We start from the raw sequence: 25,441 nt of genomic DNA, 5'->3' as shown, positions 1-25,441 counted from the left end.
CCCGCATCGCCAGAAACATCCTTCAGGCCGCAGATGCTGACAAAGTTCCAATCAGCCACCGCATCAAGAAATGCGCCTGGAATGACGACTATCTCATCCAGGCCCTAACCCATATGCGATAGCCCTGGTAAAACGGGGGAGAAAGAGCCAATCGCCTAATTCACCGTCCTCTTCGTCCCCGGCATATCCAGCGAGAAAGCCGGAATGGCGATATCGAACGTCTCGCCGCGCCCATTCCGCATCGTGTAATGCCCGACCATGATGCCCGACGGCGTCGAGAGCGGGCAGCCTGATGTGTATTGATAGCTGTCGCCGGGATTGAGTTCGGGCTGGTCGCCGACGACGCCCGCCCCGCGCACCTCCTCGACCCGGCCCCGGCCGTCGGTGATGTGCCAATAGCGCGACAAAAGCTGCACGAATTCGTCGGAGCGGTTGTCGATCGTTACCTGATAGCCCCAGACAAAGCGGTTCTCCGACGGATCGGATCGGTCCTCCAGATAGAAGGGCCTGACCAGCACTTCGATGTTACGCGTCACGGCGCGATACATGAGCCACTCCGGTTGCCACCGCGGGACACTTGCCACGCTTCACTCTTAGTAGGCGAAGCGCCAGCCATCCTGCCAGACTTTAAGCGCAGGTGCCGAAAAACAATGTCATTTAAGTGACACATGACAATGTTGGTGTGCGCAAACCGTGCCGGGCGACTCGGGGCGCTCTGTCGACTGATGAAACGGCCGCATGCGGCCTTTCCGGAGTGATCGGATATCGATGGAACTGACTATCGCAGCCGCGCTCACTTCGTCAGCCCTTCTCCTTTCCAATCTCGCCAGCATCCTGCTGGCCGCATCGCGGCTGAAACGGCGGCGTGTCATTGCGCCGCCCGCCGGCGCGCCGTCGCCGGTCACGATCATCGTGCCGTCGCGCGGCGTCGAGCCGTTCACGCAAGAGACCTTGCAGCGCGCTTTCTTGCTCGACTGGCCGCGCTATGAGCTGATCTTCTGCGTCGCGCAAGCCGAGGATCCGGTGGTCAAGCTGATCAGCGCGGCGATCGCGCGCCATCCGAAGGTTGCGGCGCGGCTGCTGGTCGGCGAGGATCGCGTCAGCGCCAATCCCAAGCTCAACAACTGCGTCAAGGGCTGGCAGGCGGCGCGGCACGATTGGGTCATCCTCGCCGATTCCAACGTGCTGATGCCGCGGGATTATGTCCAGCAGCTGATGGCGGCATGGCGCCCGGACACCGGCCTTGTCTGCTCGACGCCGATCGGCTCGCGGCCGGACGGCTTTTGGGCCGAGGTCGAATGCGGCTTCCTCAACTCGCTGCAGGCGCGCTGGCAATATGCCGGCGAGGCGCTCGGCCTCGGCTTTGCCCAGGGCAAGAGCATGCTGTGGAACAAGCCGATGCTGGACGCCAATGGCGGCATTGAGGCGCTTGGCGCCGAGAGTGCCGAGGACGCGGCCGCCACCAAGCTGGTCAACAGCCTGGGCTTGCGCGTCAATCTCGTCGCCTCGCCCTTCGAGCAGCCGCTCGGCCAGCGCACATTCGCCGAGATCTGGGCGCGCCAGACGCGCTGGGCGCGGCTGCGCCGGGTCACCTTCCCGCTGTTCTTCGCGCCGGAGATCCTGACCGGCGCCGCCGTGCCGCTGCTGCTGGCGCTGCTTGCCGCAGCAAGCGTCGGTGCCAGCCTGCCCAGCACGGCCTTGTGCGTGCTGGCGATCGCCTATCTACCGGAATGCCTGCTGGCCTGGGCCAAGGGCTGGTACTTGTCGCCGCGCAGTATCACCGCCATGATCGTGCGCGACGCGATGCTGCCCGCCATCTGGGCGCGCGGCTGGTTCGGCGGCGCCGTCGACTGGCGCGGCAATGCCATGACCATCCGCGCCAAGGCGATGACCGAACTGGAAGAACCTGCCTAATGCATGTCGCCCAGAAATGCGCAGCGGTTCTGGGACAACGACTTGCATCAAGCAAAGACTTAAAGCGCCTCGCCCTGAATTCGTTTCAGCGCCACGCGCTGTAAGGCCCCTCCCGGCGCGGTGGCGCCGCGACAGGTCCTATGTGGCTGCCTTCAGCGCCTGCTCGATATCCTCCAGCAGATCGTCGGTGTCCTCCAGGCCGACAGAGAGCCTCAGCGTGCCGGGGCCGATCCCGAGCTCGGCCCGCGCCTCTTCGCTCAGGTTCTTGTGCGTCGTCGTCGCCGGATGGGTGATCAGGCTCTTGGCGTCACCGAGATTGTTGGAGATCAGCACGATGTCGAGCGCGTTCTGGAAGGCGAAAGCCGCTTGCTTGCCGCCCTTGACGTCGAGGCAGATCAATGTCGAGCCGCCCGACATCTGCTTCTTGACGACATCGGCCTGCGGATGGTCGGAGCGGCCCGGATAGATGAGACGCGCGATCTCCGGCCGTCCGGCGAGGAAGTCGGCGATCTTGCCGGCGCTCTCGGTCTGCTGGCGCACGCGCAGCGGCAGCGTTTCCAGGCCTTTCAGCAGCGTCCAGGCGTTGAAGGGCGACAGGCTGGGACCGGTGTGGCGGAAATAGTCGTGCAGGTTCTCGTCGATCCATTTCTTGTCGGACAGGATGACGCCGCCCAGGCAACGGCCCTGGCCGTCAATGTGCTTGGTCGCCGAATAGACGACGATATGCGCACCGAGCTGCAGCGGCTTCTGCTGCAGCGGTGTGGCAAAGACATTGTCGACGATCAGCCTGGCGCCGATTGAATTGGCGAGCTTGGCGACCGCGGCGATATCGACCACTTCCAGCGTCGGATTGGTCGGGCTCTCCAGGAAGAACAGCTTGGTGTTCGGCCTGACCGCCTTTTCCCAGTTGGCGATGTCGGTGCCGTCCACCAGCGTCGCCTGGATGCCATAGCGCGGCGCCAGCGTCTCGACCACCCAGCGGCAGGAGCCGAACAAGGCGCGTGCCGCAACGATATGGTCGCCTGCCTTGACGCTGCACAGCAATGCCGCGGAGACAGCCGCCATGCCCGAGGCGGTGGCGCGGGCATCCTCGGCGCCTTCCAGCGCGCACATGCGCTTTTCGAACATGTCGACGGTCGGGTTTGCGTAGCGCGAATAGATGAAGCCCGGCTCCTCGCCCTTGAAGCGGGCCTCGGCGGCCTGCGCCGTCTCGTAGACATAGCCCTGCGTGAGATACATCGCCTCGGCGGTCTCGCCGAAGCCGGAACGCAATGTCCCGCCATGCACGAGTGCCGTCTGAGGTTTCCAGTTGCGCTTCTTGGTGCTCATAGCCCTGCTTCCAGACACAAAAAAACCGGCCGCGAAGTCGCAACCGGTCCATATAGCCTTGCGGCTCGACGGTCCTTTAGCGACTTGTTTAACGTGGCTGCAAGCCGACCGGCCAAATCACCACGGGATAACGACCCTTTAAATGAGCGCCGCGCTTGCGTCAATTGCCGGCTTCATTAAGACGTTTGTACCAGCCGGGCGGCAAGAGCCTGCTTAGATATTCGCCCGGCCTTGCGAACGGAGCCAGCCTTTGCGGCAGACAGGCATTCTTCCGGATCAGGACATCGCGGCGCTGTTTGCGGCCAACGCGCTGAAGTCGCCGCGCGCGCTCGACGCCGACCAGATCCAGCCGGCCAGCCTCGATCTCAGGCTCGGCGACAAGGCCTATCGCGTGCGCGCCTCCTTCCTGCCGGGGCCCGATCATCTGGTCGCCGACAAGCTCGACCGGCTGAAGCTGCACGAGGTCAATCTCGCCGAGGGCGCGGTCCTGGAGACGGGCTGCGTCTACATCGTGCCGCTGCTCGAAAGCCTGGCGCTGCCGTCGAACGTATCCGCTTCCGCCAATCCGAAGAGCTCGACCGGTCGCCTGGACATCTTCACCCGCGTCATGACCGATCGCGGCCACGAGTTCGACAAGATCGCCGCCGGCTATCGGGGACCGCTCTATCTCGAAGTCAGCCCGCGCACCTTCCCGATCGTCGTGCGCGCCGGCTCGCGGCTGTCGCAGATCCGTTTCCGCACCGGCAATGCGGTGCTGTCGGAGAGCGAACTGCGCGACCTTCACCGCGCCGAGATGCTGGTCGCCACCGAGCCGCCCAACATTTCCGGCGGCGGCATTGCGCTCTCCATCGACCTCGACGGCGACAAGGACGGGCTTGTCGGCTATCGCGGCAAGCACCACACAGGTCTTGTCGACGTCGACAAGCGCGCCGCGCAGGATGTCGTCGATTTCTGGGAGCCGATCTACAAGAGCGGCGCCGGCGAGCTGGTGCTCGATCCAGACGAGTTCTACATCCTGGTCTCGCGCGAGGCGGTGCATGTACCGCCGCTCTACGCCGCCGAGATGACGCCCTTCGATCCGCTGGTCGGGGAGTTCCGCGTCCACTATGCCGGCTTCTTCGATCCGGGCTTCGGCCACTCCGCTGCCGGCGGCACCGGCAGCCGCGCGGTGCTCGAAGTGCGCAGCCACGAGGTGCCTTTCATCCTCGACCACGGCCAGATCGTCGGCCGCCTTGTCTACGAGCACATGCTGAAGCGGCCGCAGGCGCTCTACGGCACCGATCTCGGATCGAACTACCAGGCGCAGGGCCTGAAGCTCTCCAAGCATTTCCGCGCCGCGCGCTGATCGCGACTCAATTTTGGGTGTCGCAGGTCAGCCGCGAAACAGAAATTCTTTCGCCGCGCCCAGGCAGGCGTGAAAATGGCCGATGTAGAGCAGTTCGCGCACAGTCAGGCGCTTTCTGCCCCAAAATCCTGAGGTCTGCTTCATCTCATCGAGCGGAGAGTTCGAGCCCGCCCCTGCTGGAAACAGCTGCTTGTCGAGGCATCCGAGAACATAGGCTCGCGCGGAGTCGATGCCGCAGGCCTTGGCCTTGTCGTTCAACCTTTCAGCGCGCAGCGCGGACGTCATACGATCCGTATTGCGCATCAGAAAGCCCACTTGCGGTTTGGAGTAACCGGCGGCGAGAAGCCGGCTCGTCATCGCGGACCGGCCTGGCTGTAGGACTTCGGGCTGCATTTTGGGGCGCTGTGAGCCGTGGAGGACGTGCAGGCGAGGGCAAGCATTAGGCCCATCAACACCGTGCCGATCCGCTTCCGGTCCATACCGTCTCCCGGGCCCTTGGCGCTATCTCACAGCGCCTTCACCGCCACCTTCACCGGCTTTTCGATCTCCAGCGGATTGCGCAGCGGCAGGCCGAAATCCTGCGCCTCGATCTCGAACGTATCGCCGGCCTCGGTCCTGATGCCGTCGGCGAAGGACAGTGTCGCGGTGCCGAACATATGCACGTGAACGTCGCCCGGCTGGCGGAAGGCCGAATATTTGAAGTGATGATGCTCGAGATTGGCGATGGTGTGCGACATGTTCGCTTCGCCCGACAGGAACGGCTTCTCCCACAAGAGCTTGCCATCGCGCCAGATGCGTGACGCGCCGCGGATGTCGGCCGGCAGGTCGCCGATCAGGATTTCGGGACCGAAGGAAGCATTGCGCAGCTTGGAATGGGCGAGGAACAGATAGTTCACCCGCTCCGTAACGTGATCGGAAAACTCGTTCGACAGCGTGAAGCCGACGCGGAACGGCGCGCCGTCATCGCCGATCACATAGATGCCGGCGATCTCCGGCTCCTCACCGCCGTCCTGCGCGAAGGCCGGCGACATCAGCGGCGCGCCTGGCGCCACCGCCATCGTGCCGTTGCCCTTGTAGAACCATTCCGGCTGGACGCCGACCTGGCCCTTGGCCGGCTTGCCGCCTTCGAGACCCATGCGGAACATCTTCATGGAATCAGTGAGTTCCTCCTCGCCACCCTCGCTGAGCTTCTTGTGCATGGAATCGCGCGTCGCCGCGGAGCCGAGATGCGTCAGGCCGGTGCCGGTGAGATGCAGATGCGCGGGATCCGGATGGTTGATTGGCGACACCAGCCGGCCCCTCTTGTAGGCCGCATCGAGATCGACGGTCTCGCCATAGCCCTTGCGTTCGATCAGCGCTTCGAGACCTGTGCCTGTCCGCGCGGCCTCCATCGCCAGCGAATAGACGCTGCGCGCGCTGTTGATGATCCTGGTCTTGCCGCCGCCGTTGCGAGCGACGACGCGGATCGTCTCGGCGTCGTCGAGGATTTGGGAGATCAGCATGTTTGAATCCTCTCTCATCTTGCCTGGCTGCCCGCGGGCAAACCCTTACCGGCGCAGCGCGAAGCAATCCGCGCCACGGTTGAAATCCTTCGTCCGGATTGCGCTCGCGAGCCTGGTCCCTGCGTGGGACTTCTTGGCGCCGACGGGTTGCCGGCAGTTTCGCGATCTAGAACCCGTATGCCTCCTGAACTTTGTTCCGGCCCTTAAGCCTTGTTCTTGTTGTAGACGTCGAAGATGACGGCGCCGAGCAGCACCAGGCCCTTGACCACCTGCTGCCAATCGACATTGACGCCCATGATCGACATGCCGTTGTTCATCACGCCCATGATGAAGCCGCCGACAACGGCGCCGATCACTTGTCCGACGCCGCCCATTGCCGAGGCGCCACCGATGAAGACGGCCGCGATGACGTCGAGCTCTGAGCCGAGGCCCGCCGCCGGCACGGCCTGGCCAAGGCGCGCCGCGATGATCAGGCCGCCGAGCGCCGAAAGCACGCCCATGTTGATGAAGACGAGCAGCGTCAGCCTTTCGGTGTTGATGCCCGACAGCTGCGCGGCCTTGGCGTTGCCGCCCATGGCATAGATGCGGCGGCCGATGGTCATGCGCTTGGTGACGAAGACGAACAGCGAGATGAGCACACCCATCACCAGAAGCACGACCGGCAGGCCTCGGTAGCTCGCGAACTGGAAGACCAGGAACAGCGCCAGCGCGCTGCCGACCAGCGTCTTGACGACGAACAGCGGAAAAGGCTCGGCCTCATAACCATGCGCCTCGCGCTTGCGCCGCGTCCTGAAGCCGAAATAGGCGTAGGCGAGCACCGCGATCAGGCCGAGCACGATCGTCGTCATGTGCAGCGTGAGCCCGCTGCCGACGATGGTCTTGCCGGCGGCATTGACCGTCGGAGGGATCAGCGTCAGCGGACCGATGACGTCCGGGATGAAGCCCGAGCTCAGCGCCTTGAAGCTGTCGGGAAGCGGGCCGACCGAGGAGCCGCCGCCGAGCAGCGCCTGGCAGATGCCGCGGAAGATCAGCATGCCGGCCAGCGTCACGATGAAGCTCGGTATCCGGTGATAGGCGATCCAGTAGCCTTGCGCGGCGCCGATCAGCGCGCCGACGATGAGGCAGACGATCGAGACGACCAGCGGATTCGAGAATATCCCGAGCGGCCAGATCACCATCATCATCGCCGCCAGCGCGCCGATGAAGCCCGCGACCGACCCGACGCTGAGGTCGATATAGCCAGCGACGATCACCAGGAGCATACCGAGCGCCATCACGATGATGAACGAGTTCTGCTGCACCAGGTTGGAAAGGTTCACCGGTTTGAACAGCGTTCCCGACGTCGTGTACTGGAAGAACAGCATGATGACGATCAGCGCGATGATCAGGCCGTATTCGCGCAAGTTCGTCGTCAACGCCGAGACGGCGATGCGCGGACCTTGCTTGACGTCTTCGGCTGTGCCGCTTTGCGGCGCAGGAGCGCTTTCTGTGCTCATGATGCTTTTTTTCCTTCTCCGCGAACGATGGCGCGCATGATTTTTTCCTGGCTGGCGTCGCTTGCTGCCATTTCGCCGACGATACGCCCTTCGTTCATGACATAGATGCGGTCGGTGATGCCGAGCAGTTCAGGCATTTCCGACGAGATGACGATGATCGCTTTGCCCTCGGCGGCGAGGCGGGCGATGATCGTATAGATTTCGTATTTGGCGCCGACGTCGATACCGCGCGTCGGCTCGTCGAGGATCAGAACTTCCGGATCGGCGAACAGCCATTTCGACAGCACCACCTTCTGCTGGTTGCCGCCCGAGAGGTTGCCGGTCAGCTGATAGACGCTGGAGGCGCGGATGTTGGTCTTCTTGCGATAGTCGTTGGCGACGCTCATCTCGCGCATGTCGTCGATGACGCCGCGGCTGGAAACCCCGGAAAGGTTGGCCAAAGTCACATTGTGCTTGATGTGGTCGATGAGGTTGAGGCCGTACGTCTTGCGGTCCTCGGTGACATAGGCAATCCGGTTCTCCACTGCCTTGCTCACCGATGAGAGGTCGAGCGGCTTGCCCCTGAGCAGAACCTCGCCGGTGATGTGCCGGCCATAGGAGCGGCCGAACAGGCTCATCGCGAATTCGGTGCGGCCGGCGCCCATCAGCCCGGCGATGCCCACCACCTCGCCCTTGCGCACATTGAGGCTGACGTTCTTGATCACCTGCCGCTCGGCATGGATAGGATGGTAGACCGACCAGTCCTTGACCTCCAAGATGACCTCGCCGATCTGCGGTTCGCGCGGCGGATAGCGGTCGTCGAGCGAGCGGCCGACCATCGAGGTGATGATGCGGTCCTCCGAGATGTCTTTCCTGGGCAAGGTCTCGATGGTGCGCCCGTCGCGGATCACCGTCACCTTGTCGGCGACCCGGTTCACTTCGTTGAGCTTGTGCGAGATCAGGATCGAAGTCATGCCCTGGCGCTTGAACTCGAGCAGAAGGTCGAGCAGCGCCTGGCTGTCCTTTTCCGAGAGCGACGCGGTCGGCTCGTCGAGGATCAGAAGCTTCACTTCCTTGCTCAGCGCCTTGGCGATCTCGACCAGCTGCTGCTTGCCGACGCCGATATTGGTGATCAGCGTCTTGGGATCTTCCTTCAGGCCGACCTTGTCGAGCAGGCCCTTGGTGCGCTTCTCGTTGGCGTTCCAGTCGATGACGCCATAGGTGGCGTGCTCATTGCCGAGGAAGATGTTTTCCGCAATCGACAGCATCGGCACCAGGGCAAGCTCCTGGTGGATGATGACGATGCCGATATGCTCGCTGTCATGGATGCCCTTGAAATGGCATTCCTGGCCGCGAAAGACGATCTGGCCTTCATAGGTGCCGGACGGATAGACGCCCGACAGCACCTTCATCAGCGTCGACTTGCCGGCGCCGTTCTCGCCCACGATGGCGTGGATCTCGCCTTCCTCGACGCTGAGGTTGACGTTCGACAGCGCCTTCACGCCGGGGAACGTCTTGGTGATGTCGCGCATCTCCAAAATCGTCGAGGTCATCAGGAATTCCGCTCCCTGGCGCAGGCCTTCCGGTTCTCGAAAGTGTCATGCGCGAAATTATCATACTGCAGTCTGGTCCGCGCCGCGACGGCGCATGGCGCTGCAGAGCCGGCAAAAAACAATACCGGCGTCACTTGTGAACGAAAAGGGGCCCTGCGTCGGGCAGGACCCCTCGTTTTCAAGCCGGATTACTTCAGCTCTTCGGCCTTGATGTAGCCGGAGTCGACGACCAGTTTCTGGTAGTTCGACTTGTCGACCTCAACCGGCGTCAGCAGGATCGAGGGAACGACCTTGACGTCGTTGTTGTAGGTCTTGGTGTCGAGGCCCTCAGGCTTGCCGCCTGAGAGGACCTTGTCGACCAGCTCCACGGTCGACTTGGCCAGCTCGCGAGTGTCCTTGAACACCGTCGAATACTGCTCGCCCGAGATGATCAGCTTGACTGAAGCGGTCTCGGCATCCTGACCGGTCACGATCGGCCAGGGCTGAGCGTCCGTGCCGTAGCCGACGGCGCGAAGCGAGGCGGTGATGCCGCGCGACAGGCCGTCATAGGGCGACAGAACGCCGTCGACGCGGCTGCCGTCCGAGTAGTTGGCCGAAAGCAGGTTGTCCATGCGTGCCTGGGCGGTGGCCGCGAGCCAGCGCAGCGTGCCGACTTTGTCCATGCCCATCTGGCCGGACTTGATCTTGATCGAGCCGTCATCGATCAGCGGCTGCAGGACCGACATCGCGCCGTTGTAGAAGAAGAAAGCGTTGTTGTCGTCCGGCGAGCCGCCGAACAGCTCGACGTTCCACGGCTTGGTGTTCGGGAAGCGCTCCTTGAGGCCCTTGACCAGCGAGTTCGCCTGGATCACGCCGACGCCGAAATTGTCGAAGGTGGTGTAGTAGTCGACATTGGGGGTCTTCTTGATCAGGCGGTCATAGGCGACGACGACGACGCCGGCATCATTGGCCTTCTGCAGCGCGTCGGCCATGGTGGTGCCGTCGATCGAGGCGATGATCAGCGCCTTCGGGCCCTTGGTGATTTCATTTTCCAGCTGGCTGAGCTGGTTCGGGATGTCGTCCTGCGCGTATTGCAGGTCGACGGTGTAGCCGAGCTTCTCGAGCTGGGACTTGACGGCATCGCCGTCGTTGATCCAGCGCTGCGAGGTCTTGGTCGGCATCAGCACACCGATGAGGCCCTTGTCGGCCGCATGCGCCGAATAGCTCATGGCGGCAATGCCAAGGGCCGCCACGGCGGCCAGCGTCTTGATGATCTTCACGATTACTCTCCCTGGTTGATGGTCGCGACCTCGGGGCTTCGCGGGCCGCGCAGCCGAACAGATGCGCTGGCGCGCCTCTGTCGGCTTTATCGATCTCCGGTATCCTCCCAATCGGCCCCGCGACGCAGTTTCAATCGATACGAATTCGCTCGTTACCGACCCCTACGCCTCGGAACGCGCGAAGGGTGGGTCCCTTTGACATAACTGTCAAATGCGATCTTTGCTGGTTGCTATATCGAAACTGGTATGGCTTAAACGGCAGACAGAAACCTGGTGGAGATGCTTCGATCGATGGCGGCATTGCGCGATCCTGATGCGATTGCAGTGGGTTACGAGAAATTGCCGGGAGATGGCGAGACGCTGCTGCGCAGCGGCCTGAGCCTCCGCCACATGCGCATGATCGCCGCTCTAGACGATCACGGACGGGTGAGCGCCGCCGCCCAGGTCATGAACATCTCGCAGCCGGCCGCATCGCGCATGATCGCCGAGATGGAGGCGGTGCTCGACGTTAGGTTGTGCGAGCGGCTGCCGCGTGGCGTGACGCTGACTCCTTACGGCCAGGCGCTCGCCCGCCGCGCCCGCTCGATCCTGCTCGAGATGCGGGAGGCCGATCGTGAGATTTCTGAGCTCAAGGCAGGCAAGGGCGGGTCGGTGTTCCTTGGCGCGGTGACAGCGCCGGCAATCGAGCTCGCGGTGCCGGCGATTCGCGAGATACGCCGCATCTATCCGCGCATCGAGATCACCATGCAGGTCGAAACCTCGAACGTGCTCGCCCGCGAGTTGATCGCGTCGCGCCACGACTTCATCATCGCCCGCATCCCCGACGACCTCAATCCGCGGCTCTTCGAATCGCGCGTCATCGGCGTCGAGAAAGCCTGCCTCATCGTGCGCCGCGGCCATCCGCTGGCGAGCGGCAAGACGGTGCGGCTGGAGCAGACGGCGAGCTATGACTGGGTTTTCCAGTCCGGCGGCTCGCCGCTGCGCCAGGCGATGGAAAGCAACTTTCTCAACCGTGACATCGCGCTGCCCGACCGCATCCTAAACACCTCTTCGCTGCTCCTCACCTTGGTGATGGTGGCGCAGTCCGACGCCATCGCGCCGGTGTCGATCCAGGTCGCCAAGTTCATTCAAGGCGGCGATGGCCTGGCCGGCGCCATCGATGTCGTGCAGACCGAGTTCGACATCGAGGTCCGGCCTTACAGCCTGATCACGGTCAAGAATCGCGTGCTCTCGCCGGCCGCGAAAATGCTGCATGACTTCATTTTGCGCGAAGTGGGATAATGGAACGAGAATGCTACTTGTACGTTCAAGCCGATCGGTCGCTCGCTGAAGCCCGTTGCGGGTGAGGGAAGGGCCGCCGATGCTCAACAGCTCGGGAGGTTTTTGATGGAACGTCGGCTATTTCTGACTGGAATACTTGGCATTGCGGGGGCGGCGGCACTTGCGAGCCTGGCCGGACCCGGCAAGGCGGTGGCCGGTGTTCCCGCTGGTAACGGGATCCTGGACGAACTCGACAAGCCGGACAACGCGGTCTTCGAAGGCGACGATCCGGCCGAAGTGGAGCTGGTCTCCCACCGGCGTCACTACTACGGAGATTGGCGCTGGCGCCATCGCCGGCGTCGCCGCCGGCGCGGCTGGAGACATGTCTGCCGCCGCTACTGGCGTCACGGCAGCTGGCGCCGCCGCTGCTGGCGCGAGCGCTATTGGATCAATATCTGGCTGTAGTTCAGACGCTAGCCTAAAAGGATGGGTCTTGCACGATCATGCAGGACCCATCCTTGGCGGTTATCCGCTGTCGCCTGGAGCTGTCGATTGGTTATGCCGCCCGATACTTCGAGACGAATTCCGTGACAGAGGCGTGGAAATCAGGCATCGCCGCCTCGATTTGATCGTCGCTCCAGTCCCACCAGCGGATGGCCAGAAGTCCTTCTATCACTTTTGGCTCAAATCTATGCCGTATCACCTTAGCAGGGTTGCCTGCGATCACGGCATACGGCTCGACATTCTTGGAAACCACGGCGCCGGCGCCAACGACTGCGCCGTCACCTACCTTTACGCCTGACAAGATAATCGCGCGCGAACCGATCCATACGTCATTGCCTACAGTGATCGGCCCCTTTGCGATGTCCCGTGTAGGTGGTCCGAACCGGTCAGAATCTGGAAAAGGGTAGCTGGACACCAAAGACATCGGGTGCTCGCCGGCAGCGATAAAAAGTACGCCAGCAGCGATCGAGCAATAATTTCCAATGCTGACCGGTGCCTCAGCGGTCGCCTGGAAAATGTTTCCGAAGTCCACGCCGTAGGTCTTCCGACCTATAGTGACATGCCTGCCAGGGTACGGTTTTCGCAAACCCAGTCTTGTCCGAAGTTCTCTAAACATCGCCATGGCGTGTCGATAACGTGAACCGATCGACCGGTACAGCTATCCTGACCGCCTGGAGCAGCCGAATTATGCGGGCAGTGCCATCAAACTATCCAGGACCCTGCGTCGTTTGAGTTCAATCAACTGCTGGCGGCGCGCTGGCGCCAGGTCAATGTCGGTCGTGAAGCGGCTTTCATGAAGCCAACCGTCAATTCGCTCGAATATTGCCTCGTCCATCGCTACCCCGGCAGCGACTGCGATTCGTTCATAGTCAGCCGCGCACAGATCCTCCTTGCTGAGTGCACGATACAGGCAGCGCCAATTCAGGCCGCCAGTATCAAATCCATCAAGCCAATCTCGACCGAAGTTGAGCCGATCCGTCCGCAATCGTTCCAAGTTGAAAAAGGCGAAGCCGGGCCATAGGTACCAGCGCTCCTCCGGCGCGGTTCGAACCAACCCCGCGACTGTCGCTTGATCGAGCATGCGGAAAGGATCCGTCTTCGCGGTCGGGAAAATATCGTGATCCAGGAAGCCGACCATGGAAGGCCGGTTCGCGAGAACGATGTTCTTCCATGCCCAGTTCAGGGCATAGCCGTGCGATTTGCCCCCTTCCTTCTCTCGGCCTACCCAAGGATTGGCCGGCACTGCCACGAAAGCAACATCGGCCGCCGCGCAGATGTTGCGAATCGCATCCCTCGCCATCAACTTGGTTGAGTTGTCTGCAATGATATGGATGACCTCAGGCACGTTTCTAGCAATCAGCCTGGTCTGCCACTCGATAACTTCGGGATCGTTGAAACTGATCGTGATCAGCACTTTTCGGCCACGGAGACGAGGAAGGGCCACCGGACTGGCGTGCCTGGCGAGGGCTATCCGCTCCCGAACTTGATAGCGCGCATGATTCTTGCGGTCGACCAGCGGCCGAAGTCTTAACCATTCGCGGACTGTGTATTTCGATAGTGCACGCGGCATGCTTTGTCTTTTATCCGTCCGCGACCGACACAACAACCAGAAGCAGTAGTTCAAGCGGCTTAGAATTTCGTCCACACGCGCACGGTGCCTCCCATGCGAACGGAAGCATTGCTGATATCGGACTTAAACCTTTGCGCAGGATGGAGCGGGTAGCGAATCCACGCGTTCAGCGTGGGAGGCTAGCCCTTTCGCCGTAATCTCAACGGGTTTGTTGTGCAGCGCCGGCATGACAGGCCAGTGAAAGGCGATGCTTGCGTTTGGAGTAGGATCCGGCCATTTTGTCAGCATGCCTGACCTTCTGCTCGACGGTTAATTTTTAACGGACAAAAATCGCCTATTGCTACGCGATGGCGGAATATGGCGAATCATCCTTCGCCGCCCAGAACATTAGGGACCTACTCCCCGGCAACCGTGCCGACGTCTACAACTTTGTTGGGAATACCGAAAACCCCGAACGGCTCTCCTCACGCGAACTGCGTGGTTTGTACTTTCGACGTCATGGAGAATAGTTGACAGTCCTCGTGCATCTTTTTGCCTCCCTCTACAGCGAGGAAAACACCAATATCTGTACGCCCTATGAGGTGGTGGTCGGACGCGCTCTTTAGAACGCGGCGATCCTTCTTCGAGGTTCAGGCCTCAGCAGAACCATAAACGCCTCTCGACCCTATCTGACGTCACTCTCCGGTTGCCAGGCGTTCGCGATCCGGTAAGCTGTCGGTTGTTAACCATACCAGTGCTAGCCTGTGCGCGGGGGGACGAACGCGAGGCAGGGAATGCGCAACGATAGGCCGATTTCACGAGTCGGATGGAGGCCGGCCGCCAAGGCGATTGCCTTCCTTGCGGCTGCCTCGGTGGCGGCGCCAGTCAATGCGGAGACGGTGCGCGAAAATCCCGGCGGCCAGATCGTGGCTTTCGCCTTGCACATCGCCGAATTGCGCGCCGCCGAAGAGCAGGTGGAATTTGACGGAACGTGCGACAGTGCCTGCACGCTCTATCTATCACTGCCGCCCGGGCAGCTTTGCATCACGCGGCGTGCCTCTTTCGGCTTTCATCTGCCTTACGGTGTAGGCGCCGAACAGAATGCGGCAGCCGCCCAATATCTGGTCTCGCAATACCCGGATTGGGTGCGGCAGTGGATCGGGGAGCATGGCGGGCTCACCCACACAATCATGCGTATGGGCGCCGACGAAGCCGCGCAACACCTTGCCCTATGCGGGGTGCTGGCTTAGGCGCGGGGCAAGCTGGAGCGGGTAGCGGGAATCGAACCCGCGCGTTCAGCTTGGGAAGCTGACAGGCTACCATTACATCATACCCGCGCGAGCCCTCGTTACCATGAGGTCCCGGCTGCAAGCAATCGGCAAAGCGATTGGACTAACCTTCGGAGCCGGGCGTCATCCGTGCCACCGGACCGAAGCTCTCGCTGTATCGAGCGGCATTGCCCGAACCTCTCGACATGAACTACAAAATGCCGGGGTTTCGCTTGCCGCGAAGGGCACGGCTTGTCAGGCATCGGTGCCCATATCAGCGCCATTTGGGGCATCGTGTTGCGGATCATCTATTTCTATTCCGATACTCATGCTTACGAAAAGGCGATCTATCCCGGCGTCGGCCCGGCTTTCGCTCGGCCGCTCGGCTGGGAAGTCAGGCCGATCAGCGCGCTCGACGGCGGCGACTTCGATCTCGGCGTCGTCGACAACCGTCTGGAAGAGGCGGATGTAGCGCGTCTCGAGCGCCATCTTGCCCTTCCCGCGAGGAGCCGCCCGGCGATCTTCTTTCGGATCAGCGACCCCGACATGCCGGATTCGGCCAATCCCAATGTCCGCTTCATCTTCGACTGCGCCGACCTTCCCGGCGTCCATTATGCCACGACCTATGATCCGGAAGGCCCTTTCCTGGTTTTCACCAGGCGGCTTAACGCGTCCGGCATCGCTCGCCTTCCTTATGCCTATGACTCGTCGCGAGAGGTCGACGCCCCTCTTCCTGGCCGCAGTCGCAGGCTCTTCCTGTCTGGCAACTATTCACGAGAACTCTATCCGATCCGCTACGCCTTGCGTCGCAGGCGGCGCTGGTCTCCGTTGCTGAGATACCTCGTCCACGATCTGAAGCATCCGGGCTATCCTGGACAGGGCAAGCCGCCACGGCACGACATCACCCATGACCGTTTTGTCGCTCTTGCCGCGCGCTTCACGCACTTCTTCCTGTGCGGCGCCCGCTTCAACGTCGAATTGATGAAATATGTCGAATGCGCCTATGCCGGTTCGGTGCCCGTCGGCGTGCCGGCGAACTCCCTCAGCGCGGCCGCAAAGCGATGTTTTCGTCCGCACACCACCCGCCTGCGCGACCTGATAAGCGATCTGCGCGAGCCGATCTCCGGGCTCGAAGGCCGCGCGGCGGCCTATCGCGAAGCCATGCGCGAGTTGCGATCGCCGGCACGGATCGTCAGCGAGTTCGCCGCCCAGGCGGGCGCGATCCTGGCTGGCGGCGGGCGTGCCGCATGACGCCGATGGAACCCGTCGTCAACGCCCTTTGGATCGGCGAGGCGCTTGGCGACCTCCATGCAGCCTGCCTGCGTTCCTTCGTGCTCGGCGGGCACCGGGTGCTTCTCCACTGCTATGACGCCCCGCGCAATGTGCCGAAGGGCGTCGAGATTTTCGACGCATCGCGGCTCATGCCGAGGCAGCGAATCATCACCTATAGATCCAATGGCAGCCCTTCCTTGTTCTCCAACCTCTACCGGTTGAAGATCCTCGAGGCGGGGATGGGCCTCTATGTCGATTGCGATGTCTATTGCCTGAGGCCGGTGCCGCAGGCCGATTACATCTTCGGCTACCAGACCGATACCGAGCTAAACGGCGCCGTGCTCAAACTGCCCGCGGACAGCGACATGCTGCGCGAGGCACTGAGGATGGCGGACGATCCGTATTTCATTGCCCCGTGGCTCAGCGACCGCAAGCGCCGGCGGTACCATTGGCGCAAGATGATGGGTCGGCCGATCCATGTTTCGCAGTACGGATGGGGCATGCTCGGACCCGATGCGATGACCTACTTTGCCGGCAAGGCCGGCGTTATGGGCCATGCGGCGACCATCGACGTCTTCTATCCGGTCCACTACGGCCAGGTCGGCTTGTTCCTCGACCCCGAGCTTTCGATAACGGACATCGTGACCCCGCGCACGCTCTGCATCCATCTCTTCGACAATCTGCTGAGGGACCGGATCGGCGGCCGCCCGATCCCTGCCGGTTCTCCGCTCAGCCAGTTGCTGGAGCACCGCAACCTGCCGGCGGCTGAAGGCGACAGGTCCTGTCCAGGCGAAGCCCCTTGCGTGCCGTCAGCTTGATGGCGGACAGCCGAGTGCGTATTTCTGGTATCGCGCCGCCGAATCGGGCGGCTGGAACCGGAGAATGGCCTTGTCCGCACTGACGCGCTTTCTTGGCGACACGCCACTCAGGGTGTTCCTGAAGCTGCTCGTCGTCTCCTTCCTCGTAGGCCTCGTCATGCACGCATTCGGCTGGTCACCGATCGACGTCTTCTATGGCATTCGCCAGTTCTTCGTCGATTTGTGGAATCTCGGTTTCCACGCCGTCGACCGTTTCGTGGGCTATATCCTGCTCGGCGCCGCGATCGTCGTGCCGGTCTTCATCCTGCTTCGGATCGCCAGCTACAGGAAGTAGTAGGCAGTAGGGCGGTCTTTCCCCATTGCCCTCTGCCTATTCCCTACTGTCTAGATTTAGTAATCCGCGGCGTGTCGGGCGGCCACCTCGAACAAGATGGCGTGGCGTGCGGCCAGCGCCGGCACGTCGGTCGAATAGCCACCGCCGATGACGCCGCACAGCGGCACGCCGCGCCCGCGGAAATGGCTTATGACCATGTCTTCGCGGGCGTTGAGGCCGTCATCGGTCAGCGCCAGCCGGCCGAGCCTGTCCTCGGCATGGACATCCACGCCGGCATTGTAGAAGACAATGTCCCAATGCCTTCGCTCGGACAGCTCCGGCAGGATGGCGGCGAGCCGCTCGAGATAGGCGGCATCGCCGGTGCCGTCCGGCAAGGCGACGTCGAGGTCGGAATCGATCTTGCGCACCGGGTAGTTGCGCTCGCCATGCATGGAAAAGGTGAAGGCGCGAGGCTCGTATTTAAGAATGTCCGCCGTGCCATCGCCTTGATGCACGTCGAGATCGACAATCAACAGGTTTTCGGCGGCGCCTTCGGCCAACAGCACCAGCGCTGCGACGGCGACATCGTTGAAGGTGCAGAAGCCGGCGCCTTGCGCGCGCCTGGCATGATGGCTGCCGCCGGCCGCGTTGCAGGCAATGCCGTGTTTCAGCGCCAGCCGCGCCGCCAGCACGGTACCAGCGCTTGCGAGCTGCGCCCTCAGTGACACGCGCGGACCGACCGGAAAGCCGATCTCGCGCTCAATTCTGTCCGGCACCTGGCAGGCGATAACCTGGTCGACATAGTCGGCCGCGTGCGCCAGTTTCAGCCATGCCGGCGGCGCCGGCTCTGGCATCGAAAGCGCTGCCGGCGCGGCCAACCCGCGCAGGCGCAGGGCCTCCATCAAGAGCGGATATTTGCTCATCGGAAAGCGATGGTTGACGGCGAAGCCGGCATCATAGTCGGGGTGATGGACGATCGGCAGCGGCATGGATCGGGGGGCTGCGCCAGGTTTGGAATTCGGTTGGCAGTCCGGCGGATGTGGTTGCGTGACGCTGGCAAACTGGGGCACATCGGGTTCCCGATCAAGCCGCAATCAGCCAGGCAGCAATCCCTTGGACGCGATTCCCTTGGACATAACGCAAGCCAACGCCAGGTCCTTTGTCGTCACCAACCGCTCGGTGCTGGCGATCGCCGTGCCGATGACGCTTGCCTATCTGACGACGCCGCTGCTCGGCATCGTCGACACGGCGGTGGTCGGCCAGTTCGGCGACGCAGCGCTGCTCGGCGGCCTGGCGGCGGGATCGCTGGTCTTCGACGTCGTTTTCACCACCTTCAACTTCCTGCGCTCCGGCACTACCGGTCTGGTCGCCCAGGCCTTCGGGCGCGGCGATGCGCTGGAAGAGCAGGCGGTGCTCTGGCGCGCCGTGCTGATCGCGATCGTCGCGGGCGTCGTGCTTGCCGCCCTTTCGCCGCTCTTTGCCGTGGCTGGCCAATGGTTCATGGGCGCCGAGCCGCGCGTCAGCGCGGCGATGTCGGTCTATATCCGCATCAGGCTGCTGGCAGCGCCCTTTTCGCTGATCAACTACGCCATCCTGGGCTACGTGCTGGGACGCGGCGAAGGCGGGCTCGGACTGATGCTGCAGGCGGTGCTCAACGGCATCAACATCGTGCTCTGCTTCCTGCTCGGCCTCGAACTCGGCTGGGGTGTCGCCGGCGTCGCCTGGGCGACCGTCACCGGCGAGTTTTTCGCCATGCTGCTCGGCCTTGCCATCGTGCTCAGCCGCTTCCACAAGCTGGAGCGGCCGTCGCGCCGTCGCATCCTCGATCTGCCGGCCTATCGCCACATGCTGTCGCTCAACCGCGACATCATGATCCGCTCCTTCTCGCTGCTGGCTGCCTTCGCGCTGTTCACCAGGCAGGGCGCGCAGTTCGGCACGGTGACGCTCGCCGCCAATGCGGTGCTGATGAACTTCTTCCTCATCGCCGGCTATTTTCTCGACGGCTTCGCCACCGCCGCCGAGCAGCTCGCGGGCCGCGCCATAGGCGCGCAAGCGCCGGCCCCATTCCGGCAGGCCGTGCGGCTGACGCTGATCTGGGGTTTTGGCCTCGCCGGCATCGCCACGCTCATCCTGCTGACGGCTGGCACCGGCCTGGTGGCGCTGGTGACGACCTCGCCGGAAGTCCGCGAAGTCGCCGACACCTATCTGCCCTGGGCCGCCTTCACGGCGCTGAGCGGCGTGCTCGCCTTCCAGATGGACGGCGTCTTCATCGGCGCCACCTGGTCGCGCGACATGCGCAACATGATGCTGCTGTCCTTCCTCGCCTTCAGCGCCGCGCTGATCACGCTGGCACCGGCTTTCGGCAACAATGGGTTGTGGGCGTCGCTGCATGTCTTCCTGCTGGTGCGGGGCTTCAGCCTGTTGACGGTGCTCAGGCTCAGGGTGCGCACCGCCTTCAGCTGACCGGCTTTGCAGCCCAGCGGTCGCAAGCGGAGTCGCGCAGATCTCGGATCGAGCCAAGCCGCTCGCGCTCCGCAAACCGCGCCATGCCGGCAATGAGGCGCCCGGGCAGCGCCGGCCCGGCGTAGATCATGCCGGTGTAAAGCTGGACGAGATCGGCCCCGGCGCGGATTTTCTCCAGTGCCGTCTCGGCGGAATCGACCCCGCCGACGCCCACGATGGCCATCTGCGGGCCTAGCAATCTGCGCATCCGGGCGAGCACCGCGGTCGAACGTTCGAACAACGGTTTTCCCGAGAGACCGCCGGTTTCATTCGCCACGCCACCGCTCCGCAATCCGGCCCGCGCCAGCGTCGTGTTGGAGACGATGACGCCGTCGATCTTTTTCTCGAGGACCTCAGCGGCGATGTCTTCCAGTTCGGCTTCGACAAGGTCCGGCGCGATCTTGAGGAAGACCGGCGGCTGCGCCGGCGCCACCGCACGCGCTGCCATCACCCGCGACAGCAATTCGCCGAGCTGCTCGCGCGCCTGCATGTTGCGCAGGCCGGGCGTGTTGGGCGAGGAGATGTTGACCGTCAGATAGCTGGCATGCGCCGCGAAGCGGGCGACGCCGCGCTCATAGTCGGCGATCCGGTCGGCGCTGTCCTTGTTGGCGCCGATGTTGACGCCGACGATGCCAGGCCGTCCCTTGCGCGCGGCAAGCCGTTTTTCGGCCGCCGCATGGCCTTCATTGTTGAAGCCCAGCCGGTTGATCACCGCTTCGTCCGCCGTCAGCCGGAAGATGCGCGGCTTCGAATTGCCGGGTTGCGGCAGCGGCGTGATGGTGCCCACCTCGACGAAGCCGAAGCCAAGCCCAAGCAGCGCGTCCGGCACTTCGGCGTTCTTGTCGTAGCCGGCCGCCATGCCGAGCGGGTTCGGGAAATCGAGGCCGCAGACATTGACCATGAGCCGCGCGTCGCGCGGCGCAGTCGCGCCGATCGGCAGGCCGCAGCGCAAAGCCGCGATCGACATCCCATGCGCCGTTTCCGGATCGAAGGAGAAAAGCAGCTTTTGGCCGATCCGGTCGAGCACGCTCATTCACCCTCCAGTGTCGGAAAGTCGTGGCCACCGGCGCCGAGCGGCAGCGGCTTTGCCCAGAGAACCGCACCGAGATCCAGCGGGGCGTAGAGATGCGGGAACAGGGCACCGCCGCGCGACACTTCGTATTTCAGCGCATCGCCCAGTTTGCTCCCGTCGATCGCGATCAGCAGCAGGTCCGTCTGGCCGGCGAAATGCTTGGCAGCGGTCTCGCGCGCCTGGGCGGCGGTGGAGAAATGGATGAAGCCGTCGGCAATGTCGATTGGCGCGCCGGTGAAGCGTCCGTTCTTCTCGGCTTCGCGCCAAAGCGCCTCGGGCGCAATCTTGTAGATAATCTGAGACATTCCCGCGCTATAGTCCGAAGCTGAGGCATGGGGAAGAGTTGAGCCGCGTTCTTCCCCATTTCCGGCGCAAAGCTGTGATAACGCTGCGCTTATCGGCTCATGGAGGACAACATGCGTCTTCACCACATCCTGATCCCGGCGGCGCTCTGCTCGCTGGTTGCCGCTTCCGCCTATTCCGAGGAGACTGACCGCTACCGGCTGGAGAAGTCCGCCAACGGCTATGTCCGCATGGACACCCAGACCGGCGCCATGTCGATCTGCGAGGAGCGCTCCGGCCAACTCGTCTGCAAGATGGCGGCCGATGAGCGTGCCGCCTACCAGGACGAGATCGACCGGCTGGACAATTCGGTCAAGGCGCTCGACGCGCGTGTCGCCAAGCTCGAGAATTCGCTCTCCGCACGGCTTGAATCGCAACTGCCGAGCCAGGAGGATTTCAACAAGACGATGGGCTACATGCAGCAGTTCTTCCGGACCTTCAAGGACATCGTCAAGGACATGGACAAGGAAGACGGCGCCAAGCTGAACCAGAAGACCTGAACCCGGGCGCAATTCCAGGAAAAGTGTACCGCGGTTTTCTGTCTGGACTTGCGCAAAATAAGAGCCGGACCGTTGGGAAAACCCCTTCTCGCGGCCTTTGCCGCTTGAAAACGCGCAGCGCCGCCGCATAATCGTTCCGGTCCCCGCAAGAAGCAGACAATGATGATGGGATCGGGGGAGGAATATTTGCCGTCGGGCCACACCTTCGTCATTGCCGACGACCATCCGCTTTTTCGCGGCGCCTTGAAGGAGGCGCTGGCCGGCATCGGCGACGTTGCCGCCATTCATGAGGCCGGCGATTTCGAAAGCGCCAAGGCGCTGGTGCTGGCCAACGAAAATATCGACATGGTGCTGCTTGACCTGTCGATGCCCGGCGCCAGCGGCCTCTCAGGGCTGATCTCGCTGCGCGGCATCCATCCGACGGTGCCGCTGGTGGTGGTGTCGGCGCATGACGATCCCGTCACCATCCGCCGCGCGCTCGATCTCGGCGCCTCCGGCTTCATCTCCAAATCGGCGAGCATGGAAGAAATCCGCGGCGCCGTGCAGGCGGTGCTTGCCGGCGACATCGCCGCACCCGCCGGCATCGAGCTCGGCGTCGAGCGCGACCCCGAAATCTCCGACCTGATCAAGCGCCTGCAGGCGCTGACGCCGCAGCAGACACGCGTGCTCGGCATGCTGGCCGAAGGCCTGCTCAACAAGCAGATCGCCTACGAGCTCGGTGTCTCCGAGGCGACGATCAAGGCGCATGTCTCGGCGGTCCTGCAAAAGCTCGGCGTCGACAGCCGCACCCAGGCGGTCATCCAGTTGTCGAAGATCGGCGGCGATCCGCTGCAGCCGGTGACCTGACTCCTCTGAAGCTGCCGGCCCGCACGACTTGGCCGTGGTGCTGAGGCTCAGCGATAGTTTTCGACGGCCGAGCGCGGCATTGCATCATCCTCGACGGTGTCCACAGGGTTCCGCGCCCGTCCGATCGCGGCGCCAAGGCCAAGCGAAGCGATCGCCACCAGCGGAATGCCGGCGAACCAGGGCAGCCGCGGCGCCAGCGCATAGAGCGCGGTGCCGATTGAAGGCCCGAGCGAGTCCTTGAGGTCGACCGCCACCGACGAGGCCGCCATGTAGGAGGCCCGCCGCGAAGCCGGCGCCAGCGCATTGACGGCGCTCGGCACCAGCGGTCCGACCAGCATCTGCGCCACCGCGCACATGCTGACGGCGGCGACCAGCGAGATCATGGCCGGCGAGGCTGCAAGCAGGGCGAAGGCGGCGATGGTCGAGATGCCGGCGCCTATTGTCAGCCAAAGCGCCGATCGTGCCTCGGCAAGGCGGCTCACCAGCATCTGCAACCCGACCGTCAAGGCGGCCGCGTAGGCAAACAGTGTGCCGACACCAGACGGGGTGAGCGTGCCGGCATCCTGCGCATAGAGCGGGATCACGGCTTCGATCCAGTTGCCGTAGATTTCGAACAGCACGACCCAGACGAGCAGCTTGGCCAGGCGACCGTCGCGGAACGCCGGCAGCAGCGCCGGCAGGCCTTCCTCTTCCTCCGTTTCATCCATGTCGTTTTTGCTGCGCGGGCTGCCACCTGTCTCGGCAAATGCGACGAGCATGACGATGCCGCCAAGGAGCAGCATGCCGCCGCCGGCCAGGAACACGCTGCTCAGCGAAACGGGCGCGAGCAGCGCGCCGCAGGCCGGTCCGAGGATCTGCCCGGCGCTGGAGCTCACCCTTGCCATGCCGAACCAGCGCGGATGCGCGGACGGCTCGGTCACGTCGGCGATAGCGGTCAGGATCGTCGGGTGGAGCACCGACTCGCACATGCCCGTCAAAAGCAGAACGATCGCTGTGGGGACGATGCCATGGACGAAGAACAACGTGATGAAACCGCAGCCGACGCCGAACGAGGACAGGATCAGCACCGGCCGCCGGCCGATCGGGTCGGCGATGCCGCCGATCAGCGGCGCGGCGACGAGCTCGCCGCCGGCATAGCAGGCAAACAAGAGGCCGATCGCGCCGATCGGGATGTTCGCCTCGCCGCTTGCCCAGAGCGGAAAGAAGGGCACCAGCGCGCCGTCGGCGAAACCGGCGCAGAAGAACAGGAACAGGCCGAGCAGAGCCGGGCGCGGCAGCTCGCGCCAGGAGGGCAGAAAAACGGTCATGATGTCACCTACGCGTCAAAGGCTCGGAGGCCCGGGCCCGAAAGCCGGGATTGCGCGTTGGTTGACGTAAACGCCTACGGCCACTCAGACGAGCAGCATGAGTTTGTGTTCGAGAGCGCGCCTAGTTCAGCCGCATCGACAGCTCCACGTCGTCGCCGAACGGCGTCGACATGTAGCCGCTGGCCGGGGCGCGCACCCGTTCCAGATAGTCGGGCGAGAAATCGGCATTATCGGCGATGACCAGCGCGCCGGGCCTGAGCCGGCCCTCGACCACGCTCAATATTTCCGGATAGAGCGCCTTGGCGCCGTCGAGCAGCAGAAGGTCTATCCGGTCGGGCAGGTCCTTGCTCAGCGTTTCCAGCGCGTCGCCCTCGCGGATCTCCACTAGGTCGATGAGGCCGCCTTCCGTCAGGTTGGATTTGGCCCGCATCACCTTGGACGGCTCGAATTCCGTCGTGATCAGGCGACCGCCGCCATTGTCCCTGAGTGCGGCGGCAAGATAGAGCGTCGAGATGCCGAACGATGTGCCGAACTCGACGACGATGCGCGCGCCGGTGCTGCGCGCCAGCATGTAGAGCAGCGTGCCGGTCTCGGGTGAAACAGCAAGCCACAGGTCCTTCAGGCTGCCGTAGAACTGGCGATACTCGGTCTTGCTGTTGATGAGGCGCGCCCGTTCCTCGCGTGAGAACTGCGCGATCGCCGGGCTGGTCGCCGCATCGGCCTCCTTGAACAGGCGGGCGAGCAGCGGAGCCAAAGGGGTTTCGGTCAAGGTTGTCATGCCTGTCTCCGGGCGGGTTCTTGTGTTGCCTCGAAAAATACGAATAATCCTTCAGGTTTCCAATTCGCATTTCCGAGCGCTGCGATGATCCAACGCCCAAGTCCTTCTATTTCCACCCGAAAACAGCCCAAACAGGCGCGCGCCACCGAGCTTGTCGCGGCAATTCTGCAGGCCGCTGCTCAGGTTTTGGCAAGCGAAGGCGCCCAGCGTTTCACCACCACGCGCGTCGCCGAAAAGGCTGGCGTCGCCGTCGGTTCGCTCTACCAGTATTTTCCCAACAAGGCGGCGCTGCTGTTCCGGCTGCAGAGCGACGAATGGCGCCAGACGACCGAGCTCTTGTGCGGCATCCTCGAAGATGTCCAGCTATCGCCGCTCGAGCGGATAAGAACGCTGGTGCATGCCTTCATCCGCTCGGAATGCGAGGAGGCAGCGGTGCGCGGCGCGCTGAACGACGCGGCGCCGCTCTATCGGGATGCTCCGGAGGCGCGGGAGGCGAGGGCGACGGCTAACCGAACCGTCGAGGCCTTCATGCGCGAGACGCTTCCTGACGCGCCGGATTCCGGTCGCGCTCTGGCCGGCGAACTGATCGTGAAGACGCTGAGTACGGTGGGAGCGGATTTCTCGGAAAAGGAACGAACGGCCGATGAAATCGAAGCCTATTCCGATGCGCTCGCCGACATGTTCTGTGCCTATCTCAGAAGCCTCGGGCATCGAGGTTGAGTCGTTCTTTTCG

26 protein-coding genes, 1 tRNA gene and 1 riboswitch are annotated in these 25,441 nt (G+C 63.2%); of the genes, 12 read left to right on the top strand and 15 right to left on the bottom strand.

The window, feature by feature from the left end; translation table 11 throughout:
- Positions 1-155 precede the first annotated feature (155 nt).
- A complete protein-coding gene (gene apaG, locus EN869_RS30605) occupies positions 156-548 on the bottom strand; it encodes a Co2+/Mg2+ efflux protein ApaG (protein ID WP_127230191.1) in 393 nt (130 codons plus the stop codon).
- A gap of 220 nt (positions 549-768) precedes the next feature.
- Here apaG and EN869_RS30600 point away from each other — a divergent pair, with 220 nt between their 5' ends.
- Complete coding sequence (locus EN869_RS30600) at positions 769-1,914, top strand: ceramide glucosyltransferase (protein ID WP_127230192.1); 1,146 nt, start codon at positions 769-771, stop codon at positions 1,912-1,914.
- Positions 1,915-2,052: 138 nt separating this feature from the next.
- On the opposite strand, the gene EN869_RS30595 is transcribed toward EN869_RS30600, so the two are convergent.
- A complete protein-coding gene (locus tag EN869_RS30595; RefSeq protein ID WP_127230193.1) occupies positions 2,053-3,243 on the bottom strand; it encodes an O-succinylhomoserine sulfhydrylase in 1,191 nt (396 codons plus the stop codon).
- Positions 3,244-3,299: 56 nt separating this feature from the next.
- Positions 3,300-3,377, bottom strand: a riboswitch (SAM riboswitch).
- A 116-nt stretch (positions 3,378-3,493) separates the two neighbouring features.
- On the opposite strand from EN869_RS30595, the gene EN869_RS30590 reads away from it, so the two are divergent.
- The gene (locus EN869_RS30590; RefSeq protein ID WP_127230194.1) at positions 3,494-4,588 is read left to right on the top strand and encodes a 2'-deoxycytidine 5'-triphosphate deaminase; all 1,095 of its coding nucleotides are present in this window, start codon (positions 3,494-3,496) and stop codon (positions 4,586-4,588) included.
- Between the two features lie 27 nt (positions 4,589-4,615).
- Here the strand turns inward: EN869_RS30590 and EN869_RS30585 are convergent, their stop codons facing one another.
- The 5 genes from EN869_RS30585 to chvE all read right to left on the bottom strand — a co-directional run bounded on the left by EN869_RS30585 (position 4,616) and on the right by chvE (position 10,377).
- Positions 4,616-4,945, bottom strand: a complete 330-nt coding sequence (locus EN869_RS30585; RefSeq protein WP_127230195.1) for a hypothetical protein — start codon at positions 4,943-4,945, stop codon at positions 4,616-4,618.
- A 149-nt stretch (positions 4,946-5,094) separates the two neighbouring features.
- Positions 5,095-6,090, bottom strand: a complete 996-nt coding sequence (gene araD1 / locus EN869_RS30580) for an AraD1 family protein (protein ID WP_127230196.1) — start codon at positions 6,088-6,090, stop codon at positions 5,095-5,097.
- A gap of 203 nt (positions 6,091-6,293) precedes the next feature.
- Positions 6,294-7,586 (bottom strand): multiple monosaccharide ABC transporter permease, encoded by a 1,293-nt coding sequence (gene mmsB / locus EN869_RS30575; RefSeq protein WP_127230197.1) that lies wholly within the window; start codon positions 7,584-7,586, stop codon positions 6,294-6,296.
- Complete coding sequence (mmsA, locus tag EN869_RS30570) at positions 7,583-9,118, bottom strand: multiple monosaccharide ABC transporter ATP-binding protein (RefSeq protein WP_127230198.1); 1,536 nt, start codon at positions 9,116-9,118, stop codon at positions 7,583-7,585. Before mmsA ends, mmsB begins: the two co-directional genes overlap by 4 nt.
- 188 nt (positions 9,119-9,306) lie before the next feature.
- Positions 9,307-10,377 (bottom strand): multiple monosaccharide ABC transporter substrate-binding protein, encoded by a 1,071-nt coding sequence (gene chvE, locus EN869_RS30565; protein WP_040985857.1) that lies wholly within the window; start codon positions 10,375-10,377, stop codon positions 9,307-9,309.
- A 291-nt stretch (positions 10,378-10,668) separates the two neighbouring features.
- Here chvE and EN869_RS30560 point away from each other — a divergent pair, with 291 nt between their 5' ends.
- Positions 10,669-11,658, top strand: a complete 990-nt coding sequence (locus EN869_RS30560) for a LysR family transcriptional regulator (protein WP_127230199.1) — start codon at positions 10,669-10,671, stop codon at positions 11,656-11,658.
- 105 nt (positions 11,659-11,763) lie between these two features.
- A complete protein-coding gene (locus EN869_RS30555) occupies positions 11,764-12,102 on the top strand; it encodes a protamine-2 (modular protein) (protein WP_127230200.1) in 339 nt (112 codons plus the stop codon).
- Positions 12,103-12,193: 91 nt separating this feature from the next.
- Here EN869_RS30555 and EN869_RS30550 read toward each other — a convergent pair whose 3' ends face one another.
- Both EN869_RS30550 and EN869_RS30545 read right to left on the bottom strand, forming a co-directional pair.
- Positions 12,194-12,673 (bottom strand): CatB-related O-acetyltransferase, encoded by a 480-nt coding sequence (locus EN869_RS30550; RefSeq protein WP_167498531.1) that lies wholly within the window; start codon positions 12,671-12,673, stop codon positions 12,194-12,196.
- Positions 12,674-12,826: 153 nt separating this feature from the next.
- Positions 12,827-13,711 (bottom strand): hypothetical protein, encoded by an 885-nt coding sequence (locus tag EN869_RS30545; protein ID WP_127230202.1) that lies wholly within the window; start codon positions 13,709-13,711, stop codon positions 12,827-12,829.
- Positions 13,712-14,484: 773 nt separating this feature from the next.
- Here EN869_RS30545 and EN869_RS30535 point away from each other — a divergent pair.
- On the top strand, positions 14,485-14,940 hold the full coding sequence (locus tag EN869_RS30535) for a hypothetical protein (protein WP_127230203.1): 456 nt from the start codon (positions 14,485-14,487) through the stop codon (positions 14,938-14,940).
- Positions 14,941-14,953: 13 nt separating this feature from the next.
- On the opposite strand, the gene EN869_RS30530 is transcribed toward EN869_RS30535, so the two are convergent.
- Positions 14,954-15,027 (bottom strand) — tRNA-Gly (locus tag EN869_RS30530).
- A 183-nt stretch (positions 15,028-15,210) separates the two neighbouring features.
- Here EN869_RS30530 and EN869_RS30525 point away from each other — a divergent pair.
- From EN869_RS30525 to EN869_RS30515, 3 genes are all read left to right on the top strand, one after another.
- Positions 15,211-16,209, top strand: coding sequence for a hypothetical protein (locus tag EN869_RS30525; RefSeq protein WP_127230204.1), 999 nt, complete (start codon positions 15,211-15,213; stop codon positions 16,207-16,209).
- A complete protein-coding gene (locus EN869_RS30520; RefSeq protein ID WP_127230205.1) occupies positions 16,206-17,048 on the top strand; it encodes a galactosyltransferase Lgt5 in 843 nt (280 codons plus the stop codon). The genes EN869_RS30525 and EN869_RS30520 overlap by 4 nt, the downstream gene beginning before the upstream one ends.
- A 64-nt stretch (positions 17,049-17,112) precedes the next feature.
- On the top strand, positions 17,113-17,382 hold the full coding sequence (locus EN869_RS30515) for a DUF6460 domain-containing protein (RefSeq protein WP_245489649.1): 270 nt from the start codon (positions 17,113-17,115) through the stop codon (positions 17,380-17,382).
- Between the two features lie 56 nt (positions 17,383-17,438).
- Here EN869_RS30515 and EN869_RS30510 read toward each other — a convergent pair whose 3' ends face one another.
- Positions 17,439-18,350 (bottom strand): histone deacetylase, encoded by a 912-nt coding sequence (locus EN869_RS30510; protein ID WP_127230206.1) that lies wholly within the window; start codon positions 18,348-18,350, stop codon positions 17,439-17,441.
- 139 nt (positions 18,351-18,489) lie between these two features.
- Between EN869_RS30510 and EN869_RS30505 the strand changes: the two genes are divergently transcribed.
- Positions 18,490-19,824, top strand: a complete 1,335-nt coding sequence (locus EN869_RS30505) for an MATE family efflux transporter (protein ID WP_245489648.1) — start codon at positions 18,490-18,492, stop codon at positions 19,822-19,824.
- On the opposite strand, the gene EN869_RS30500 is transcribed toward EN869_RS30505, so the two are convergent.
- The gene (locus tag EN869_RS30500; protein WP_127230208.1) at positions 19,817-20,896 is read right to left on the bottom strand and encodes a quinone-dependent dihydroorotate dehydrogenase; all 1,080 of its coding nucleotides are present in this window, start codon (positions 20,894-20,896) and stop codon (positions 19,817-19,819) included. The two genes, EN869_RS30505 and EN869_RS30500, sit on opposite strands and share 8 nt — an antisense overlap.
- Positions 20,893-21,240 (bottom strand): DUF952 domain-containing protein, encoded by a 348-nt coding sequence (locus EN869_RS30495; protein WP_127230209.1) that lies wholly within the window; start codon positions 21,238-21,240, stop codon positions 20,893-20,895. Before EN869_RS30495 ends, EN869_RS30500 begins: the two co-directional genes overlap by 4 nt.
- Before the next feature lie 111 nt (positions 21,241-21,351).
- On the opposite strand from EN869_RS30495, the gene EN869_RS30490 reads away from it, so the two are divergent.
- Both EN869_RS30490 and EN869_RS30485 read left to right on the top strand, forming a co-directional pair.
- A complete protein-coding gene (locus EN869_RS30490) occupies positions 21,352-21,777 on the top strand; it encodes a hypothetical protein (RefSeq protein ID WP_127230210.1) in 426 nt (141 codons plus the stop codon).
- Positions 21,778-21,963: 186 nt separating this feature from the next.
- A complete protein-coding gene (locus EN869_RS30485; RefSeq protein WP_127230261.1) occupies positions 21,964-22,623 on the top strand; it encodes a response regulator transcription factor in 660 nt (219 codons plus the stop codon).
- Positions 22,624-22,670: 47 nt separating this feature from the next.
- On the opposite strand, the gene EN869_RS30480 is transcribed toward EN869_RS30485, so the two are convergent.
- Both EN869_RS30480 and EN869_RS30475 read right to left on the bottom strand, forming a co-directional pair.
- Positions 22,671-23,930, bottom strand: coding sequence for an MFS transporter (locus EN869_RS30480; RefSeq protein ID WP_127230211.1), 1,260 nt, complete (start codon positions 23,928-23,930; stop codon positions 22,671-22,673).
- A 121-nt stretch (positions 23,931-24,051) separates the two neighbouring features.
- Complete coding sequence (locus EN869_RS30475; RefSeq protein WP_127230212.1) at positions 24,052-24,708, bottom strand: O-methyltransferase; 657 nt, start codon at positions 24,706-24,708, stop codon at positions 24,052-24,054.
- Between the two features lie 84 nt (positions 24,709-24,792).
- On the opposite strand from EN869_RS30475, the gene EN869_RS30470 reads away from it, so the two are divergent.
- Positions 24,793-25,428 (top strand): TetR family transcriptional regulator, encoded by a 636-nt coding sequence (locus EN869_RS30470; protein ID WP_127230213.1) that lies wholly within the window; start codon positions 24,793-24,795, stop codon positions 25,426-25,428.
- Positions 25,429-25,441: the final 13 nt, after the last annotated feature.

The sequence above is a fragment of the Mesorhizobium sp. M2D.F.Ca.ET.226.01.1.1 genome (genome assembly GCF_004022705.2).
Taxonomy (GTDB): Bacteria; Pseudomonadota; Alphaproteobacteria; order Rhizobiales; family Rhizobiaceae; genus Mesorhizobium.
Note: the sequence above shows the minus strand (reverse complement) of the source record. Positions and strands in the feature narration are given on the sequence as shown.

Coding starts and splice junctions, on each gene's coding strand:
- apaG (WP_127230191.1), bottom strand. CDS start 548: ATGTATCGCGCCGTGACGCGTAACATCGAAGTGCTGGTCAGGCCCTTC.
- EN869_RS30600 (WP_127230192.1), top strand. CDS start 769: ATGGAACTGACTATCGCAGCCGCGCTCACTTCGTCAGCCCTTCTCCTT.
- EN869_RS30595 (WP_127230193.1), bottom strand. CDS start 3,243: ATGAGCACCAAGAAGCGCAACTGGAAACCTCAGACGGCACTCGTGCAT.
- EN869_RS30585 (WP_127230195.1), bottom strand. CDS start 4,945: ATGACGAGCCGGCTTCTCGCCGCCGGTTACTCCAAACCGCAAGTGGGC.
- araD1 (WP_127230196.1), bottom strand. CDS start 6,090: ATGCTGATCTCCCAAATCCTCGACGACGCCGAGACGATCCGCGTCGTC.
- mmsB (WP_127230197.1), bottom strand. CDS start 7,586: ATGAGCACAGAAAGCGCTCCTGCGCCGCAAAGCGGCACAGCCGAAGAC.
- mmsA (WP_127230198.1), bottom strand. CDS start 9,118: ATGACCTCGACGATTTTGGAGATGCGCGACATCACCAAGACGTTCCCC.
- EN869_RS30560 (WP_127230199.1), top strand. CDS start 10,669: ATGGCGGCATTGCGCGATCCTGATGCGATTGCAGTGGGTTACGAGAAA.
- EN869_RS30555 (WP_127230200.1), top strand. CDS start 11,764: ATGGAACGTCGGCTATTTCTGACTGGAATACTTGGCATTGCGGGGGCG.
- EN869_RS30545 (WP_127230202.1), bottom strand. CDS start 13,711: ATGCCGCGTGCACTATCGAAATACACAGTCCGCGAATGGTTAAGACTT.
- EN869_RS30535 (WP_127230203.1), top strand. CDS start 14,485: ATGCGCAACGATAGGCCGATTTCACGAGTCGGATGGAGGCCGGCCGCC.
- EN869_RS30520 (WP_127230205.1), top strand. CDS start 16,206: ATGACGCCGATGGAACCCGTCGTCAACGCCCTTTGGATCGGCGAGGCG.
- EN869_RS30515 (WP_245489649.1), top strand. CDS start 17,113: ATGGCCTTGTCCGCACTGACGCGCTTTCTTGGCGACACGCCACTCAGG.
- EN869_RS30510 (WP_127230206.1), bottom strand. CDS start 18,350: ATGCCGCTGCCGATCGTCCATCACCCCGACTATGATGCCGGCTTCGCC.
- EN869_RS30500 (WP_127230208.1), bottom strand. CDS start 20,896: ATGAGCGTGCTCGACCGGATCGGCCAAAAGCTGCTTTTCTCCTTCGAT.
- EN869_RS30495 (WP_127230209.1), bottom strand. CDS start 21,240: ATGTCTCAGATTATCTACAAGATTGCGCCCGAGGCGCTTTGGCGCGAA.
- EN869_RS30490 (WP_127230210.1), top strand. CDS start 21,352: ATGCGTCTTCACCACATCCTGATCCCGGCGGCGCTCTGCTCGCTGGTT.
- EN869_RS30480 (WP_127230211.1), bottom strand. CDS start 23,930: ATGACCGTTTTTCTGCCCTCCTGGCGCGAGCTGCCGCGCCCGGCTCTG.
- EN869_RS30475 (WP_127230212.1), bottom strand. CDS start 24,708: ATGACAACCTTGACCGAAACCCCTTTGGCTCCGCTGCTCGCCCGCCTG.
- EN869_RS30470 (WP_127230213.1), top strand. CDS start 24,793: ATGATCCAACGCCCAAGTCCTTCTATTTCCACCCGAAAACAGCCCAAA.